The 16279-nt window shown below is 64.2% G+C and carries 13 protein-coding genes; 7 read left to right on the top strand and 6 right to left on the bottom strand.

The window, feature by feature from the left end:
- Window positions 1-6 precede the first annotated feature (6 nt).
- The 3 genes from CXY76_RS08720 to CXY76_RS19230 all read right to left on the bottom strand — a co-directional run bounded on the left by CXY76_RS08720 (window position 7) and on the right by CXY76_RS19230 (window position 3172).
- A complete protein-coding gene (locus CXY76_RS08720) occupies window positions 7-1164 on the bottom strand; it encodes a restriction endonuclease subunit S (RefSeq protein WP_104163843.1) in 1158 nt (385 codons plus the stop codon).
- Window positions 1161-2681 carry a class I SAM-dependent DNA methyltransferase gene (locus tag CXY76_RS08715; protein ID WP_104163842.1) on the bottom strand — a complete coding sequence of 507 codons (1521 nt, stop codon included), beginning with the start codon at window positions 2679-2681 and terminating at the stop codon, window positions 1161-1163. Before CXY76_RS08715 ends, CXY76_RS08720 begins: the two co-directional genes overlap by 4 nt.
- 137 nt (window positions 2682-2818) lie before the next feature.
- Window positions 2819-3172, bottom strand: coding sequence for a helix-turn-helix domain-containing protein (locus tag CXY76_RS19230; RefSeq protein WP_146073412.1), 354 nt, complete (start codon window positions 3170-3172; stop codon window positions 2819-2821).
- A gap of 130 nt (window positions 3173-3302) precedes the next feature.
- Here CXY76_RS19230 and CXY76_RS08705 point away from each other — a divergent pair, with 130 nt between their 5' ends.
- Window positions 3303-3950, top strand: a complete 648-nt coding sequence (locus CXY76_RS08705; protein ID WP_104163840.1) for a TnsA-like heteromeric transposase endonuclease subunit — start codon at window positions 3303-3305, stop codon at window positions 3948-3950.
- Window positions 3951-4698: 748 nt separating this feature from the next.
- Window positions 4699-5949: a hypothetical protein gene (locus CXY76_RS19225; protein WP_146073411.1), complete on the top strand. Its 1251-nt coding sequence runs from the start codon at window positions 4699-4701 to the stop codon at window positions 5947-5949.
- Between the two features lie 207 nt (window positions 5950-6156).
- Here CXY76_RS19225 and CXY76_RS08700 read toward each other — a convergent pair whose 3' ends face one another.
- From CXY76_RS08700 to CXY76_RS19400, 3 genes are all read right to left on the bottom strand, one after another.
- Window positions 6157-7941, bottom strand: coding sequence for a SulP family inorganic anion transporter (locus CXY76_RS08700; RefSeq protein WP_104163839.1), 1785 nt, complete (start codon window positions 7939-7941; stop codon window positions 6157-6159).
- Between the two features lie 111 nt (window positions 7942-8052).
- Complete coding sequence (locus CXY76_RS08695; RefSeq protein WP_104163838.1) at window positions 8053-9570, bottom strand: multicopper oxidase family protein; 1518 nt, start codon at window positions 9568-9570, stop codon at window positions 8053-8055.
- Window positions 9554-10021, bottom strand: coding sequence for a hypothetical protein (locus CXY76_RS19400; RefSeq protein ID WP_158253869.1), 468 nt, complete (start codon window positions 10019-10021; stop codon window positions 9554-9556). Before CXY76_RS19400 ends, CXY76_RS08695 begins: the two co-directional genes overlap by 17 nt.
- A gap of 222 nt (window positions 10022-10243) precedes the next feature.
- On the opposite strand from CXY76_RS19400, the gene CXY76_RS19665 reads away from it, so the two are divergent.
- Genes CXY76_RS19665 through CXY76_RS08670 form a run of 5 tightly spaced genes read left to right on the top strand, consistent with a single transcriptional unit; the run spans window position 10244 to window position 16273 of the window.
- Window positions 10244-12328, top strand: a complete 2085-nt coding sequence (locus tag CXY76_RS19665; RefSeq protein ID WP_158253868.1) for a sensor histidine kinase — start codon at window positions 10244-10246, stop codon at window positions 12326-12328.
- Window positions 12321-13016: a response regulator transcription factor gene (locus CXY76_RS08685; RefSeq protein WP_233199664.1), complete on the top strand. Its 696-nt coding sequence runs from the start codon at window positions 12321-12323 to the stop codon at window positions 13014-13016. Before CXY76_RS19665 ends, CXY76_RS08685 begins: the two co-directional genes overlap by 8 nt.
- Before the next feature lie 13 nt (window positions 13017-13029).
- Complete coding sequence (locus CXY76_RS08680) at window positions 13030-13485, top strand: nitroreductase/quinone reductase family protein (RefSeq protein WP_104163836.1); 456 nt, start codon at window positions 13030-13032, stop codon at window positions 13483-13485.
- Between the two features lie 41 nt (window positions 13486-13526).
- Window positions 13527-14930 (top strand): FAD-binding oxidoreductase, encoded by a 1404-nt coding sequence (locus CXY76_RS08675; protein ID WP_104163835.1) that lies wholly within the window; start codon window positions 13527-13529, stop codon window positions 14928-14930.
- Complete coding sequence (locus CXY76_RS08670; protein ID WP_104163834.1) at window positions 14927-16273, top strand: class I SAM-dependent methyltransferase; 1347 nt, start codon at window positions 14927-14929, stop codon at window positions 16271-16273. The genes CXY76_RS08675 and CXY76_RS08670 overlap by 4 nt, the downstream gene beginning before the upstream one ends.
- Window positions 16274-16279 lie beyond the last annotated feature (6 nt).

Below are 16279 nucleotides of genomic sequence, written 5' to 3'. Positions count from 1 at the left end.
TGTCACTCACAGTTCGCCTCGGAATGCGCGGTGTTGAAGGGACGCAAAGAGTTCATCAATGCGCCCGATTTCGCTCTGACACGTGAGCCGCCATGAGTTGACTTGTGCAATAAACGCGACGAAGCGACGTTGAACTTCAATATCCGGCACCCGGATTGAGATTCCCTTGATAATCCCTAGGTTTAGGTTCTTCTGACGAATCCCCCTCTGCAACAAAAGAACCTCTTGTCGCTGCCCTTGAACTGCGAAATAGACATACTCGGGTAGTGCCTTCTTGGGGTCCAGAACCCCGAAAGCAATCGCCTGATTGCATGCCATAGGGATGGAAGCAATGGCCGACTTGAGAGCGGCCGTATCGTACATTCCAAGCATCAATGCACCTTGAGGCACGAGCTTGACCGAACTTTCTCTGACCGCAGTGTCAGAGATGTGTTCCTTCGTTTTGTTGATGAACATGGAGTTCAACTCCCCCGAGGTGGCCCAAGGGATTGGACCCGAGAAATATTCCGGTGACTTTCTCGATGGGGTACCGCCCGTTTTCCACGTTCCGAGTTCCTCGAGAGTGCGGATCGACACTACTCCAGCGGAATGCGCGTGCAGTTCCGCAAATGCTGAGTCGGCGAGCTCGTCGAGGAGCGCGAGTGCGCGGCGGCGTTTAGAACGCAGATCGTCAGCCTGATCGAGGATCGCTGCGATACGACGTTGTTCGGGGAGGGGCGGAACACGAATCACTACCGATTCCAGTGATTCCCGACTCACTGCGGCCTGGCTGACCCATTGCCGGGCAAGTCCCCGGAACGTTCCGCGGCTAAATTCGAATCGAAGAAAATTCGAAAGGTAATCTGGGTGCATTTGTTGAGGATCGACTCGCAAGCGAAAGAAGTGATTGCTGAAAACGGTCGGTTCATCGAGATGTCTGATTAGCGCGGATTTACCAACCAGCTCGGGACTATTCGTCGCGTTGAAGATGACGTCTCCAACCCGCAGCGACTGTTGCTGACGCTGACGGTCCGTAGCCAACACGCGTCTCTTCTTGGTCAGGTCGAGGTGGCCGTCGCGCGTGACGTTATTCATTCGAATCTGAAATACGCCATCAGCCAAATCGTCAGACGTTGCGTATCCGGGTTTCAGATCGCCGAGAATTGATCCTATTCGGACGCTCATTTGAGGGCATCCAAGGACCGGCGCAATTCACTGAGGCCAACTGCAATCTCGGCGTCTAGCGCGGCAAGGTCATCGAGGATTTCCGATGGAGGTCGATGCGTGACGACCACATGCTCGACCTCTTTGTACCGGTTGAGGGACAGGTCGTAGCCCTGCGCGGCGATCTCAGATTTGGGAACCATGAACGATTGGGCGGTGCGGGGACGATTGAGTTCGAGGTTGTCAGGCCTCGACAAGCTCGACCACCGGGCGAGGACGTCGGCGAGGTTATTCTGCTCGTGCATCGCAGCATCCAGCTCCGTGCGCTTGTCGTCAAGAGAGAAGCCGTCGGCCTGCACGTCGTAGAACCATACGTTATCGGTTCCACCGGAGCTGGTCTTGGTGAAGAAGAGGATGGCGGTGGAAACGCCGGCGTACGGTTTGAAGACGCCGCTTGGCAGCTTCACAACCGCGTCGAGCTTGTGGTCCTCTACGAGTATGCGCCGCAGGTCCGTGTGGGCCTTCGATGAGCCGAAGAGGACACCATCCGGAACGATGACGGCGGCCCGTCCGCCGTTCTTGAGGAGCCTCAGCATGAGCACGAGGAATAGCAGTTCGGTTTTCTTGGTCTTCACGACGTCGAGGAGGTCCTTGGCGGTGGTCTCGTAGTCGAGGCTGCCGGCGAAGGGTGGATTGGCGAGCACGAGCGTGTACGAATCTGTTTTCGGGTGGTCCTCGGCGAGGGAGTCGCCGCGCTCCATAGTGGGATTATCGACACCGTGCAACAGCAGGTTCATGCTTCCGATGCGGGCCATCGCGGCGTCTGAATCGTAGCCGGTGAATGCTGGACCGTTGAAGTGGTCGCGGCTAACTCCATCCGTGAAGATCTCCGGGTGATGCTCGCGCAGGTACTCACCGGCCACGACCAGGAAGCCCGCCGTACCCGCTGCAGGATCGATGATCACGTCGGTGGGGTTGGGGGCCGACATATCGACCATGAGCTTGATGATGTGGCGCGGGGTGCGGAACTGCCCGTTCGTGCCGGCAGTGGCGAGCTTGGAAAGCATGTACTCGTACACGTCACCCTTGGTGTCACGGTCAGCCATCGGAATGGCCGTGAGGAGGTCGACGACCTTCACGAGCAACGCCGGGGTGGGGATGGTGAAGCGCGCGTCCTTCATGTTGCGCGCGTAGCTGGACCCTGTCTCACCGAGTTGCTGCAGGAACGGGAAGACGTGCTGCCCGACGATCGTGAACATCTCATCGGCAGACCGGTTCGCGAACACCGACCAACGCAGATCGTTGAAGTCGCGAGGGGCGCGACCCGTGTCATCCTGCCCCTTAGGAAAGACGCGGTTCTCAATCGGCTGACCCGTGCGGTTCGCCTTGTTCTCGGCAAGGGTGTGCAGGTCGTCGAGACGCCGGATGAAGAGTAGGTAAGTGATCTGCTCGATCACCTCGACGGGGTTGGCGATGCCGCCGGTCCAAAACGCGTTCCAGACCTTGTCTATCTGTGACTTCAATTCCCCAGTTACCACTGTGCGGTGCTCCTCTTACTGAACTGCTTGGTACGACTGTCTTGTTCGACGCTCTGTCGAGTTTTGCATTGGTTTCTATGGAATCGGAACGATCCGCTGGGTGGATGCGTGAGTCGCTCTTGGTAAATCAGGACGAGTCAGAAATCGTCGTCATCTTCGATCGGCTTCGGCTTGCGTTTCCCGTTTGTGATGCCTCCGAGGATGCGGTCGGCCTGCGCAATATCCTCGAATTTCATGAGCACGTCGCCTCGAAGCATCTTTGACGTTCGGTCGTAGCCGACTCCCGTCAGCTCGGCGTACTTCGCCACAGTCTCACGGCGCTCACGAAGACGCTTATTGATGCGGCAGGCGAACATGTGATGCATCTGCGCGGCCCGCAGTCGATCTCCATCCTCGGGAGTTTTTGGAGAGAGCCAGCTAATGCTTTCGAATTTTCCGAATTCGGCAGGTATGTCGGCGTAGCCACGCGGTCGGAATCGGGGATTAGTCACGGGATAAAACTTGGCCCAATTTAGGTCTTTCCGTCAGTTGATAAGGCCAAAAGACCCAAAAGAGGGCTGAACGACTCTGATCAGCGGTCATATCAAGCCTATTTCGGAATGGTCCGCGCATGAGATAGGCATGACACTGAAAAGCAGGAAACGACCAGACGGATTCAAGAACGTCACCTCCATATCCCAACGGGACACGATCGCTTGGACCGATTCCACAGGTCAGCCTCGAAGCGCTCTTGTCGACAAGGGCGCCACGCTGCTTAACCTGCACACTGCTCAGGTGACGCGTCAGCCGGTCAAATATCAGCACCGCCGCCACTACGAGGGCTACTACTGGTTCGCCGATACCGGGAAGCTCGTTTGGCACGAGTCGATGGTCGAATACACGGCCCTGATGTGGCTGGACCATCATCATTCAATCCGTGCCATCGCGGCACAGCCCATGTGCATCTTCTTTGCCGACGGTTCGCGGCACTACGCGGACTTCTTCGCGGTTCACGCCGACGGATCGCAAGTTGTTTACGACGTCCGACCTCAGGAACGCATCGATGAGTCAGCCGCGCTGCAATTCGAAAAGACCAAGAACGTGTGCGTCAAAGCAGGCTGGCGCTATGAGATATTCATCGGCGTCGACCAAGTCGTCCGCCACAACCTCGAATGGATGGCGGCATACAGGCATCAGCGATGTTCGCCCGATTCCTTGGGAGTCGACGCCACCGCCCACCATGGCACCCGAATGTGGAGTATCTTTCCTACGTCCCGGGTCATACGCTGATCATGCGTTCCCCAACAGGTGGACCGTCATTTGCCTGGAAGCAACGAGCATGAGCAAGACCTCGGGGGTATTGAGGCTGTGAAGGGCACTTTCGAAACACTCGCCGGACTGTGCCTGACTGCGACATTGTTCATCGGTGCAAGTGTCGTCTATGGGCTAACGATGGGGGACACACAAGAGGAGGTAGCCCCGCTTTTCGCGTGGGCGCTGTGCGCCGCCTTTCTGACGTGGGTTTTCTGGTTGGCGTCGACAGGTGCCCGCCGGAGCAAACGAGAGTAGGAGTCCTACCCTGGCGCACTCTGTCATCTTCGGCCGCGAGTGCGTGGGATGAGGGGCGGATGCAGACATACTTACGGTACTAGGAACATCGAAGCGGGCGGGGTCGCGTGAAGAGTTGTATCAGCACAGGTCAGAGCGGACTGGACGAACGTTTCATGTCGTGCGACGGGCATACGTGCTACATGGCCCTTCACTACCATCGAACGAACGCGGCTCCCTCGCCGCATAAATCGCGTTGGTCGCTGTCGGCCGCAGACGAATGTCACACTTTTTGCGAGGCATTTGAAAACGGGTGGTTGGACAGCCGTGGCGTCGTTTGGTATATCTCCGAGAATGCCACCGTGCCTATTGGTGTCGGCGCCGAGAAGATCGCTAAATTTCCTCAGCCAGCCAACGCCTCCGACCCGTGGCACGGGTTTCCTGTGGGTTCCGGTGCGGGAGACCGGCCCTCGGCAGAAATCATAAAGACGTGGCGAACCGCAAGCCGAATCGACAAGGTACGGCAACGGCGTATTCTCCGGGAACAGAAGATATGACAATTGCGCACGGCGTTGCGGTTCGAATCGCCGGCAACTGGGCCGACTGCTGGCTGTACAAAGGAATACTTCATCTTTGGGATGATGATGGCGAACTGTACAAAGTGCCTGTCGAAACAATTGTCCGGGACATCGTGAAGACACATTCCCCACACATCGCCACCATCGCCGAGCATGCTCTATTTCGGAATGACTGGACTGCTTCGGAACAGCAACGTAGCCTGCTCCGCAGCTCGGGCTATCAGTCCTACTGGGAGGGGGCTGCACGCGAAGCTATCGAGATCGGACCGATCGAATACTCCCCGAGCCAACTGCGCTGGTCTGGCACAGAGCCAGTCCCTGGTGTCTTGCTTGGGTCCAGCGTCTATGCAAATCGCTTGTTTCTCGCATCGACGGAGGGGCTCTTCGAATCGAGGGTTGGTCCGCAGGACGTTGACGAGGTAGCTCCACTCGAGCAATTGCTCTCGGTCGAGACTCGCGATGTAAATGCTAACTACGCTTCAGTCGCGGCGTCCGCTGCTGACGAAGGCCTGTGGTTCGGCGAGGTGGATTGGGCCGACAACCCCACAGAGTCGCACCTCCTTTCCGGACTGTCTAAGGGTTCGCTCCAGAAGAAAGCGGATCGTTCATACAAGACCTCGTTTGCGAAGCGAAACCTGTTGAACTACGACGGAGATGCGGTCCCCACGCTTTGGCGGGCAGACAGCCGGCAGGACAAGCAAGGCGGTGAGCAGTTCGCTTCTTGGAAAATCAGAAGTATCCGGCCCGGGCCTTCCCTCGAGTCGGCGGTCATGAGCGCGAGTGGAGGTGCTCGACAGGGTAATGATTCCCTTCAAGTCCTCGGCAACTCGGACAACAACCTCTTACTGGCCCGGCGAGGAGAGCTTCACGTCGTGAGCTTGCGCAAGCAAGCTGATCGATTCACCGCTGAGCCCTCGAAGAGTTTCAACAAGGTTTCGCTGGACATACGAATGAGCGAAATTCTTTCAACACACTCAATCGTGGGGGGATTCGTAATAGAGCAAGCCGAGGGGGTCGCCGTCGTCACCGGGGAAGGAGTCAAGCCCCTTCTGGACGGAGAATTTGCTCAGGTGCGAACATTCGCTCGGTCAAAAAGCTATGGGTCCGTTTGCGCGGCAATTGACAATGACGCGTGCTATCTCATTGCCACGCGGAAGCCTTAGCGTCGCCCGCTCCGACAAGGTACGGCGACAAAGTGTCAGTTCGGATGGAATGAAAAGCCTGAACACTCTTCCGTGGACCTGCGGAAACAAGGTGGCCTTGGCCGTGAAATAGCGTCAACTGGATTGAAATCTCACACTGGCTCTGATGTACGGAAAAAGCACCTTCGTTCCCACGAACGAAGGTGCTTTTTCCATGCACGGATTGCGCTAGCGCCCGCTCTCTCGCGCGCAGGCCTGCACGGCCGCGGTGACGGTACCGTGGAAGTGCTCGGCACCGATGACCTCAGTCAGGCCCGTCGCGGCGAACGCCTCCCGGAGTTCGTCGGTGGCATGGGCCACTTCGAGCGTGATGTTGCGGCTGCGCAGCCCCGACTGCACCTCCTGGATGGCGCCGACCGCGCTGGCGTCAATGCCGCTGATCATGGTGGCGTCCAGGACCACATGGCGTACGGGCTTAGGGGCGCCGTCCACGGCCGCCCACAGCCGACGCTTGAAGAAGTGGGCGTTGGCGAAGAAGAGCCGCTCCTGGATTCGATAGACGACCACCCCCGGGGTGATTCCGGCATCCGGGTGAGTGCCCACGTCGGCGTACCGCTGATCCACGTCGGAGAAGCCCAACACGGCGTCGTCCGGAGTGGCCGTACGCCGAATGACGTCGATGATCGACAGCAACACCGCGACGCCGATCGCCGGCAGCACGCCCACGACGACGACGACGAGGGTGGTGATCGCGGCGATGGCGACCTCAATTCGGCTGCTGCGCGCCAGCTCCCGCCATTGGGCCGGATCGATGAGCTTCAGCGACGCGTATACGATCACCACACCGAGGACCGCGCTCGGCAGGTAACGGATGGGCCCGGTGAGGAACAGGAGGATCAGGACCAGCGCGCCGAAGCTGACCAGGCCGCTGACCTGGCTGGTGGCCTTCATCGAGTCGTTGACCGCCGTGCGGGATCCGCTGGTGCCGATCGGCATACCCTGGCTGAAGCCGGCCGCGACGTTTGCCGCGCTGAACGCGAGCATCTCCTGATCTGCGTCGATCGTCTCGCCGTGGCGGGCGGCGAACGATCGAGCGGTGAGGATCGAGTCCGAAAATCCGACGAGGAAGATCGCCACGGCCGGCAGCGCCAACGACAACCAGTCCGGGCCGGAGATGCGAGGCACAGCGAACGACGGCAGTCCCGCCGGGATCGACCCGGTGACCGAAACGCCGCTGGCCTCCAGGTCGAGCAGCCAGGACACCAGGATGCCCAGGACGACGACCACCAGGGCACCCGGCCAGCGCGGGAGAAACCGGCCGAGCACGATGAGGATGGCAAAGGCCCCGACGGAGACGACCAGAGTCGCCGGGTTCGCTCCGCCCAGCTGGCGGACGAGGTCGATCGTCGCCTGGATGGCTCCGTCGTAGGTGCTCGCCAGGCCGGTGAGTTTCTCCAGCTGGCCCAGGATCATCAGGACCGCCACACCGGTGATGTAACCCACCAGCACGGACTGGGAGAAGTAGTCGGCGATCCAGCCCAGGCGCAGCAACCGGGCCACGAGGAAGATGCCACCCACGGCGATGGCCAGGGCCGCCGCCAGCGTGACGTACTCCGCCGAACCCGTCGCGGCGAGCGGGGCCAGGGCGCTGGCGACGAGCAGTGCGACCGAACCTTCCGGACCGATCACAACCCGCAGGCCGGTGCCCAGCAGCGCGTAGGCCAGCACCGGCAGGAGTAGAGCGTACAGGCCGACCGTGACGGGGAGGCCGGCCAGTTCGGCGTACGCCATCGCCGACGGCAGAGCGAGGGCGGCGACCGTGAGCCCCGCCACCCCGTCCACCCGGAGCCTTCTGGCGGAGTACCCGTTCATCGATTCGATCAACGGCACATACCGGCGGGTCCACGGCGGTTTTGTCACCGACGCGAAGGGAGAGCGGCCCTTGTAGACACTCTCGAAGGAGGCGAGTGGAACATCCACAGGCCCGTCGTCGGCGCCCGGTTCGTCGGTCACGGGATTCAGTATCTGCGCACCCGGCTGACGCTACAAGGCCTCGGATGCCACCCGCGCGCCGATCGGGTGGCCATGACACGAGTCTGCGAGAACGCGCCGACACCAGCGCCGTCACTCCGGCCGGTTGCCCGCATCGCCGTTGATGGTGAATGGTGTCGTGACGCCGTCGTACATGACATGGGCGATCAGGCCGTCAACGGCGTGGAGGAGCGTGTGGCAGTGGTCGGCCCAGATGCCGGGGTTGTCGGCGACGAAGGCGATCTCGTACGACTCGTGGGGATGCACCTCAAGCGAGTCGACCCACCAGGGGCTGCCGGAGGCGGCGACACCGTCACGAGAGAGCACGACGACGTGGTGGCCGTGCAGGTGCATGGGATGCACGTCATTGGAATCATTGACGATCTTCATGACGACGACGTCGCCCTCGCTCACGTGGAACATCGGCACGTCGGGGAACAGCTTGCCGTTGATCGTCCAGAAGTTGCCGGGGCGACCGTTGATGATGCCGAAGCGGCGACTGATCACGTAGTCGTACACGCGGGCGGGTGACGACACATCGATCCCGAGCGGAGCCGGGTCGCCGTAGCTGAGCAGGTCGAGGGTCTCCGTCGGCTGCGCGGATGGCGGTGCCGTCACGGTTGGATCGCCGATGAGGATGCCGCGGGCGCCGCCGACCTGCAGCCGCACCGCGCCCTGCTGCGGGGCCTGCGCGGCCACATCCGCCCGTCCGCCCGCCGGAATGAGGAGCTTCCGGCCCTCGACGTCGCTCGGCGAATTCACCTCGTGCCCGTCGGTCGCGAGCACCCGGAAGGGCGCGGCGGACCACACGGCGGCCGTGCCCTGATCGGAGTTGATGATGCGCACGCGCACCGTCGAGCCGGGGTCGGCGGCCACCTGCTCGTCACCAACGCGCCCGTTGAGCGTGTGCTGACCGCCGTAGACGTGCAGGAGCGCGACGATGTCGGCGTCGGTGGCCGCGGATGGCTCCGCGGGGTCGATAACGACCGCGCCGAGCAGTCCGCCTTCGACCTGCTCGTGCGACACCTGGTGTGAGTGGTACCAGTAGGTGCCGGCATCCGTCGCGACGAACCGGTACGTGTAGCGGCCACCGGTCGGAACGGCATCCTGCGTGATGCCAGCCACGCCATCGGCCGAGTTCGGCACGTCGATGCCGTGCCAGTGCAGGGTGGCGCCCGCCGCGACCGACTCGTTGACGAACACCACCTCGACGAGCTCGCCCTGCCGAGCGCGGATCACGGGGCCGGGGGAGGTGCCGTTCACGGTGTAGCCCTCGAGTGAGCGTCCGCCGGGCACGTCCACGGTCTGTTGGCGGGCGACGAGTTCGGCGTGCACATCGGCGGGGCGGTCGGGGTCAGCCGTCAGCGTCGTCACCGAGACGGCGCCGCCTGGCTGGGCGGGGTCGGCCGAAAGCCCCGAGCGGCCTGAGTGTTCGGTGTGCGCGGCGTGCCCAGACGGCACGCCGCTCACGTCCACGGCAGCGCCGCCCATGTCCATGACCGAGTACTCGCCGAGAAGTGTCGAGCTCCACGCGAGGGCGCCGGCGCCGACCGCGATCGCGACCGCGATGCCGACCAGCACTCGCAGCACGGGGCTACGCCGCGACGGCATTGGATTTCGCCTCCTCGCGGTTCGCGCGCGACGGCCGCCGCACCCGCACCGCGGTGAACACCGCGGCGAACAGCACGGCGAGCGCGTTCGCGCCATGGACGAGGCCCAGGTACGGGATGTCGCGGAGCGCGAACCCGAGCGTGGCCTGCGCCACGATCAGGCCGAGCACGATCGCAGCCCACAGTCGAGCGCGCGGGACTCTCACGAAGAACGCGACGATGAGAAGTGCCACTGCGGCGAGCGGGATCACCCCCGCGCCGACGATGGCATGAATCCAAAATCCGAGTTCACCGGTGTAGGCCAGCTGGCGACTTTCGATCAGGGCTTTGTCGACGACGCCGCCCTCCTGCACGAAATGCACCATCCCGCCGACCCCGAAGGCGATCGCGGCAGCCTGCACAATGACACCGGCAGCGACGATCCAGGCGATGACCGAGTAGATCCTGCGCATAATGTCTCTCCTTGTTCGGTGCGGTCGCTCATGGCCTTCGCTCATGGCATCCGCTTGACTCCACGCTCGTCTGTTCGGCGTGCGGTGGGATCGGGGCAGTCCTCGCCGCGCGTGGAGGTGCTCCGCGCTTGTCGCCGGCACGGCGAATGGAGGCTAGCCGCCGACGGATGGTGGGGGCGGCCCTCCTTGTGGCCGACAACCCATCGGGAGGACGATGGAATCGTGGTTCGCAGATGGGTGTGCCTCGCGTTGCTCGGCCCGATCGGGGTCGCAGCCCTGGCCTATATCGTCGTCATGCGCGGGTTCATCGACATAGACGTGGACGTCGATCACGGCCTCGCCTGGCCGCTGCTCGGCGCTCTGCCGCTGTTCGTGTTCGGCATGTGGCTGCTCACGGTGTCGGCGTCGCGGATCGCCCTGTTCATCGGGCTCGGGTCGACGGCGATGCTCGTCGGCTCGGCGTATGAGATCTTCGTGCACACCAATCCCGAGATCCTTGCGGCACCGTGGTTCCCGATCGTCAATATGGTCGGCCTCACCGCCGATGCGGTGGCCACCTCGACGCTGCTCATCGTGTTCGCCACGTTCCCGAACGGCACGCCGGAGCGTAGGTGGGAGCGGATCGCGGTCGTCTTCCTCTGGACTCCGGTGCTCGTCGGCCCGCTCACCCTGCTCACGAACCCGCACGTGGTGATGTCACAGTTCATCGGCATCAGCGGCGATTCGACCCCCAACCCCTTCGTCGTCCCGTGGCTGGAGTGGGCAGCGCCCTTCGTCCACTACCTCATCCTCCAGGCGTGGGGGGCCGTCGCGCTCGGCCTCGCCGTGCTCGTCTCCCGTGCGGTCTTCGGCGCACCAGAGGCGCGGGCTCGCACCCGAGTCATGGCCCTGGCGGTCGCTGCGGCGATCGTGGCCTTCGCGCTGTGGACTTTTGTGCCCGGCCTCCCCGGAGTCGAGTTCCTGGTCTACGCGTCGATGATCGCGATCCCGGTCGCCGCGATCCACGGCATCCTCCGTTACGGGGCGTTCGACATCGGACCAGGGGACCGCGGCGCGGGCGTCGAGCGCTCGTCGAACATCCTCATCACCGTCGTCTACGCCGCCGGCGTCGCGATGCCGGCTCTGCTGCTCGCGCCCCCACTTCGGACCGTGCCGGCGATCCTGATCACGACACTTCTCGCCGTCGTGCTGCTGCCCGCCCGCGGCTGGATGCAGCGGCGGCTGCACCGCGCCCTGTTCGGCGACCGCGAACGCCAGTTCGGCGTGCTCAGCGAGCTCGGCGCCCAGCTGGAGCAGGCGGCAGAGCCCCGCGAGCTACTCACCCGCCTCGCCGAGGCGGTGCGCGATGGACTCGACGCCTCATGGGTGCGGATCCGGCTCGTGTCGACCGCCGGCAGACTGGCGGAGGTGCCCACCGGGACCGCCGGCGACGTGTCCGACGCCGGCGAGCCCGTCGAGTCGTGCGATCTCATCCGCGGCGACGAAACGCTCGGCCGAATCGAGGTCGGCCCCCGCCGCCGCCGGGAGTACAGCGACGCCGAGCGCACACTGCTGCGCACTGTCGCGAGCCAGGCGGCGGCATCCGTCGCCAACCTGAGCCTGACCGAACAGCTTGCCGAGCAGCTTGACGAGCTGACCGCCTCGCGTGAGCGGCTTGTCGCCGCGCACGACGATGAGCGGCGGCGGCTGGAGCGCGACCTGCACGACGGCATCCAGCAGACCCTTGTGGCGCAGATAGCCGGTCTCAGGCTCGCTCGAAACCGGCTGGAGCGCGGCGAGCTGACGCCCGCGGAACTCACGCTGCTGCAGGAGCAGGCTCGCGAAACGCTCACCGACCTGCGCGAACTCGCGAGCGGTATCCACCCGCCAGTGCTGAGCGACAACGGTTTGGTCGCTGCGGTCGAGTCGGGGGTGGCGCGGTTCCCGATCCCGCTGCGGGTCGACGCTGACTCCGCCGTGCGCCAGACGCGGTTTCCCGATGACGTCGAGACGACCGCGTACTACGTGGTGCGCGAGGCGCTCGCGAACACCGCGAAACACGCGAACGCGACCCATGCGTCGGTCGGACTTGCGCAGAGCAACGGGCACCTGTTCATCTCGATCAGCGATGACGGCTGCGGCATGGGCGACGTCTCGCCGACGTCGCGGGTCTACGGCGGGTTGGCAAACATCCGCGACCGGGTCGCCGCGCTGCGCGGCGCCATGCGGGTCTCGCCGAACGAGCCGTCCGGCACGACGGTGTTCGTGGAGCTGCCGGTGGACGGCGTCGTGCCCGCAGCCGGACGGACGGTCGTTTCCGTTGGATGAGCAGGGAGTGCTGCGGGTTGTGATCGCCGAAGACAATTACCTCGTGCGCGAGGGGGTGCGCCGCCTGCTCGAGGACTCTGGCGCGGTCGACGTGGTCGCGTCGGTCGGGAACGGCACCGAGCTGCTCGACGCGGTGCGGCGGCTCACCCCGCACGCCGTCCTCACCGACATTCGGATGCCGCCCGGCCATCACATGGAGGGCATCGAGGCCGCACACGCGATCCGGGCCTCCTCGGCGGAGACGGGCGTCGTGGTGCTGTCGCAGCACGCCGACGAGAGCTACGCCCTCGCGCTGTTCTCTGACGGCTCGGCGGGCCTCGGCTACCTGCTGAAGGACCGCGTCGGCGACCTGGAAGACCTCGTGCATGCCCTGCGCGAGGTCTGCGCCGGCGGGTCGGTGATCGACCCGCAGATCGTCGACACGCTCGTGCGCCGCCACAGCGCTGCGGGGGAGTCGAGCCTGCTCGGAGCACTGTCACCCCGCGAACTCGAGGTGCTGCGCGAGATGGCCGCAGGCAAGACCAACGCCGGGATCGAGCAGTCGCTGTTCCTGGCGACGTCGACGGTGGAGAAGCACGTGAACGCGATTTTCACCAAGCTGCGCCTGCCAGAGACCGGCGTGCACCGGCGGGTGGCGGCCGTGCTGGCCTTTCTGCAGAACGACAACGAGCAGAAGAACAGTGGGTAGAGGAGACGAGACCATGGCATTCGACACTCCGAACGGAACGCGAGGGGCCCGTCAGCCCGGCCGCAACCGATTCGAGCGCTGGGCAAACCGGCGGATGATTCGCCATGTCCGTCGCACCGGCACCCTCGGGCATTCGAACCTGCTGGTACTGGTCACAACAGGGAGCAAGACCGGAGCCCAGCGCAGGACCCCGGTGGGCTGGTTCCCCGGCGGGGGCGACACCCGGCTCATCGTGGCCTCGGCATCAGGCGCCGCGCGCAATCCGTCGTGGTACTTCAACCTCGCGGCGCATCCATCCGCGGCCCGCATCGAGAGTGCCGGGCAGCACATCGACGTCACTGCCGCCCAACTGCACGGCGCAGAACGGGACGAGGCCTGGCGGCTGATCACGACACAGGCCCCGGCGTACGCCAAGTACGAGACGATCACCGACCGCGAGATTCCCGTCATCCGTCTCACACCGCGCTGACAGGCGTCGCTTCGAGCGCGGTTGCGGGCTACCGTGGGGGCGTGTCCGTTGCTCCAGCCGATACCGAAGTCGCTCACGCCGAGGGCGTGCGGCGACTTCTCGCGAGCTACCGGGCGGTGCCGGCGACGGAGTCGGTGCGGCTGGCCAAACCGACATCCAATCTGTTCCGAACGCGCACCAAGACCCGGGTCAGGGGCCTCGACACCTCCGGGTTGACGGGTGTCATCACCGTCGACGCCCAGGCGCGGACGGCGGAGGTCGCCGGCATGTGCACCTACGAAGACGTCGTTGCCGCGACACTTCCCGCTGGGCTGGCACCGTTGGTGGTGCCGCAGTTGAAGACCATCACGCTCGGCGGTGCAGTCACCGGTCTCGGCATCGAGTCGACCTCGTTCCGCAACGGACTGCCGCACGAGTCGGTACTCGAGATGGACATCCTCACCGGCGCGGGGGAGGTGCTCACCGTGTCGCCAACCGAGAACGCGGATCTGTTCCGGGCCTTCCCCAACTCCTACGGCACGCTGGGGTATGCGGTGCGCCTGCGCATCGACCTGGAGCCCGTCAAGCCATTCGTCGCCCTCCGGCACCTGCGCTTCCACTCGCTCAGCGACCTGGTCACGATGATGGGTCGCATCGTTCAGACCGGCCGGCTCGACGGGGTGGCGATCGACTACCTCGACGGAGTGGTGTTCAGCGCCGAGGAGAGTTACCTCTGCGTTGGCGTGCAGACGGATACCCCCGGTGCCGTCAGCGACTACACCGGCCAGCAGATCTACTACCGCTCGATCCAGCACGACGACGGCTTGACTGAAGACCGCCTCACCATTCACGACTACCTGTGGCGCTGGGACACCGACTGGTTCTGGTGCTCAAAGCCGTTCGGCGCGCAGGATCGACGCCTCCGCCGGATCTGGCCGAAGCGCTACCGGACCAGCAGCTTCTACTCGACGCTGATGAAATACGAACAACGGTTCCGGATCGGCGACCGGATCGAAAAACTGGGCGGCCGGCCGCCGCGCGAACGCGTCGTGCAGGATGTCGAAGTTCCACTCGCGCGGTGTGCTGAGTACCTTGACTGGTTCCTGGCGACCGTGCCGATCACGCCGATCTGGCTGTGCCCACTGCGCCTGCGTGCGGCCAGCAGCGGCGCGGCCGGCAGCAGCGACGGCTGGCCCCTGTACCCGATCAAGCCGAACCAGACCTACGTCAACCTGGGCTTCTGGGCGACGGTGCCCATCGGGCGGCACGAGGGCGAGACGAACCGGCTGATCGAGCGTAGGGTCACCGACGTCGACGGGCACAAGTCGTTGTACTCCGACTCCTATTACTCCCGGGAGGAGTTCGACGAACTCTACGGCGGGGACAGCTACCGGGCCGTGAAGACGAAATACGACCCTGATTCACGTCTCCTCGACCTCTATGCGAAGGCGGTACAACGACGATGACCACGTTCAAGGACCACTCGACGAAATCAACCGCGCTGACGGAGGCGACAGCGAAATCGGAAAAGACGGGGAAGTTCACCCTCGCCGAGGTTCTGGAGATTCTGTCCGGCGGTCGGCTTCCGCTGCGGTTCACCGCCTACGACGGGAGTTCGGCTGGACCGCCGGACGCTCCGTTCGGGCTGGATCTGAGGACCCCGCGGGGCACGAGCTACCTCGCCACCGGCCGCGGCGACCTCGGTTTCGCCCGCGCCTACATTGCCGGCGACCTCGACATCCGCGGGGTACACCCCGGGGACCCCTATGACCTGCTCAAAGCGCTCGCCGACAGCCTCGTCTTCACCCGCCCACCGGCCCGGATGATGGTCGACATCATCCGCTCCATCGGCGCCCGGCACCTGCGCCCGATAGCGCCGCCGCCCGAGGAGGCGCAGCCCCGGTGGCGCAGGATCGCCGGGGGGCTCCGGCACAGCAAGACCCGGGACGCCGACGCGATCCACCACCACTACGACGTCTCGAACACCTTCTACGAGTGGGTGCTCGGGCCGTCGATGACCTACACCTGCGCGTGCTACCCGCGCGGTAGCGCATCACTCGAGGAGGCGCAGGAAAACAAGTACCGGCTCGTGTTCGAGAAGCTGCGGCTGACACCGGGCGACCGGTTACTCGACGTCGGCTGCGGCTGGGGCGGCATGGTGCGCTACGCCGCACGCCGCGGCGTGCGGGCCACCGGTGTGACGCTCTCGGCCGAGCAGGCCGGGTGGGCGCAGCGGGCCATCGCCGACGAAGGCCTGGATGATCTGGCCGAGGTCCGTTGCGCCGACTATCGCGACGTCACGGAAACCGGCTACGACGCGGTGTCGTCGATCGGGTTGCTCGAGCACATCGGCGTGCGCAACTATCCGTCATACTTCGACTTTCTGCAGTCCCGGCTCCGCCCCGGCGGGCTGTTGCTCAATCACTGCATCACCCGACCCGAGAACCACCACCAACCCGAGGCGCGCGGATTCATCGATCGCTACGTCTTCCCCGACGGGGAGCTCACCGGATCGGGCCGGATCATCAGTGACGCCCAAGACATCGGTCTGGAGGTGGTGCACGAAGAGAATTTGCGGCAGCACTACGCGATGACGCTGCGCGACTGGTGCGCCAACCTCGTCGAACACTGGGACGAGGCCGTCGCCGAGGTGGGGCTCGCCACCGCGAAAGTGTGGGGACTGTATATGGCCGGTTCGCGGCTCGGGTTCGAGAGCAACGGCATCCAGTTGCACCAGGTGCTGATGAAGAGGCCCGACAATCGGGGCGTGGCCGGCGAGCTGCCGTTGCGGCCGTGGTGGACACCGTAACTGCCG

The sequence above is a fragment of the Cryobacterium sp. N22 genome (assembly GCF_002929555.1).
Lineage (GTDB): Bacteria > Actinomycetota > Actinomycetes > Actinomycetales > Microbacteriaceae > Cryobacterium.
The sequence above is the reverse complement of the archived record's forward strand: the minus strand, read 5'-3'. Positions and strand labels throughout refer to the sequence as shown.

What these genes read in the sequence shown, in the direction of transcription:
- CXY76_RS08720 (WP_104163843.1), bottom strand. Translation starts at nt 1,164, where the DNA reads ATGAGCGTCCGAATAGGATCAATTCTCGGCGATCTGAAACCCGGATAC.
- CXY76_RS08705 (WP_104163840.1), top strand. Translation starts at nt 3,303, where the DNA reads ATGACACTGAAAAGCAGGAAACGACCAGACGGATTCAAGAACGTCACC.
- CXY76_RS08695 (WP_104163838.1), bottom strand. Translation starts at nt 9,570, where the DNA reads ATGCCGTCGCGGCGTAGCCCCGTGCTGCGAGTGCTGGTCGGCATCGCG.
- CXY76_RS19400 (WP_158253869.1), bottom strand. Translation starts at nt 10,021, where the DNA reads ATGCGCAGGATCTACTCGGTCATCGCCTGGATCGTCGCTGCCGGTGTC.
- CXY76_RS08680 (WP_104163836.1), top strand. Translation starts at nt 13,030, where the DNA reads ATGGCATTCGACACTCCGAACGGAACGCGAGGGGCCCGTCAGCCCGGC.
- CXY76_RS08670 (WP_104163834.1), top strand. Translation starts at nt 14,927, where the DNA reads ATGACCACGTTCAAGGACCACTCGACGAAATCAACCGCGCTGACGGAG.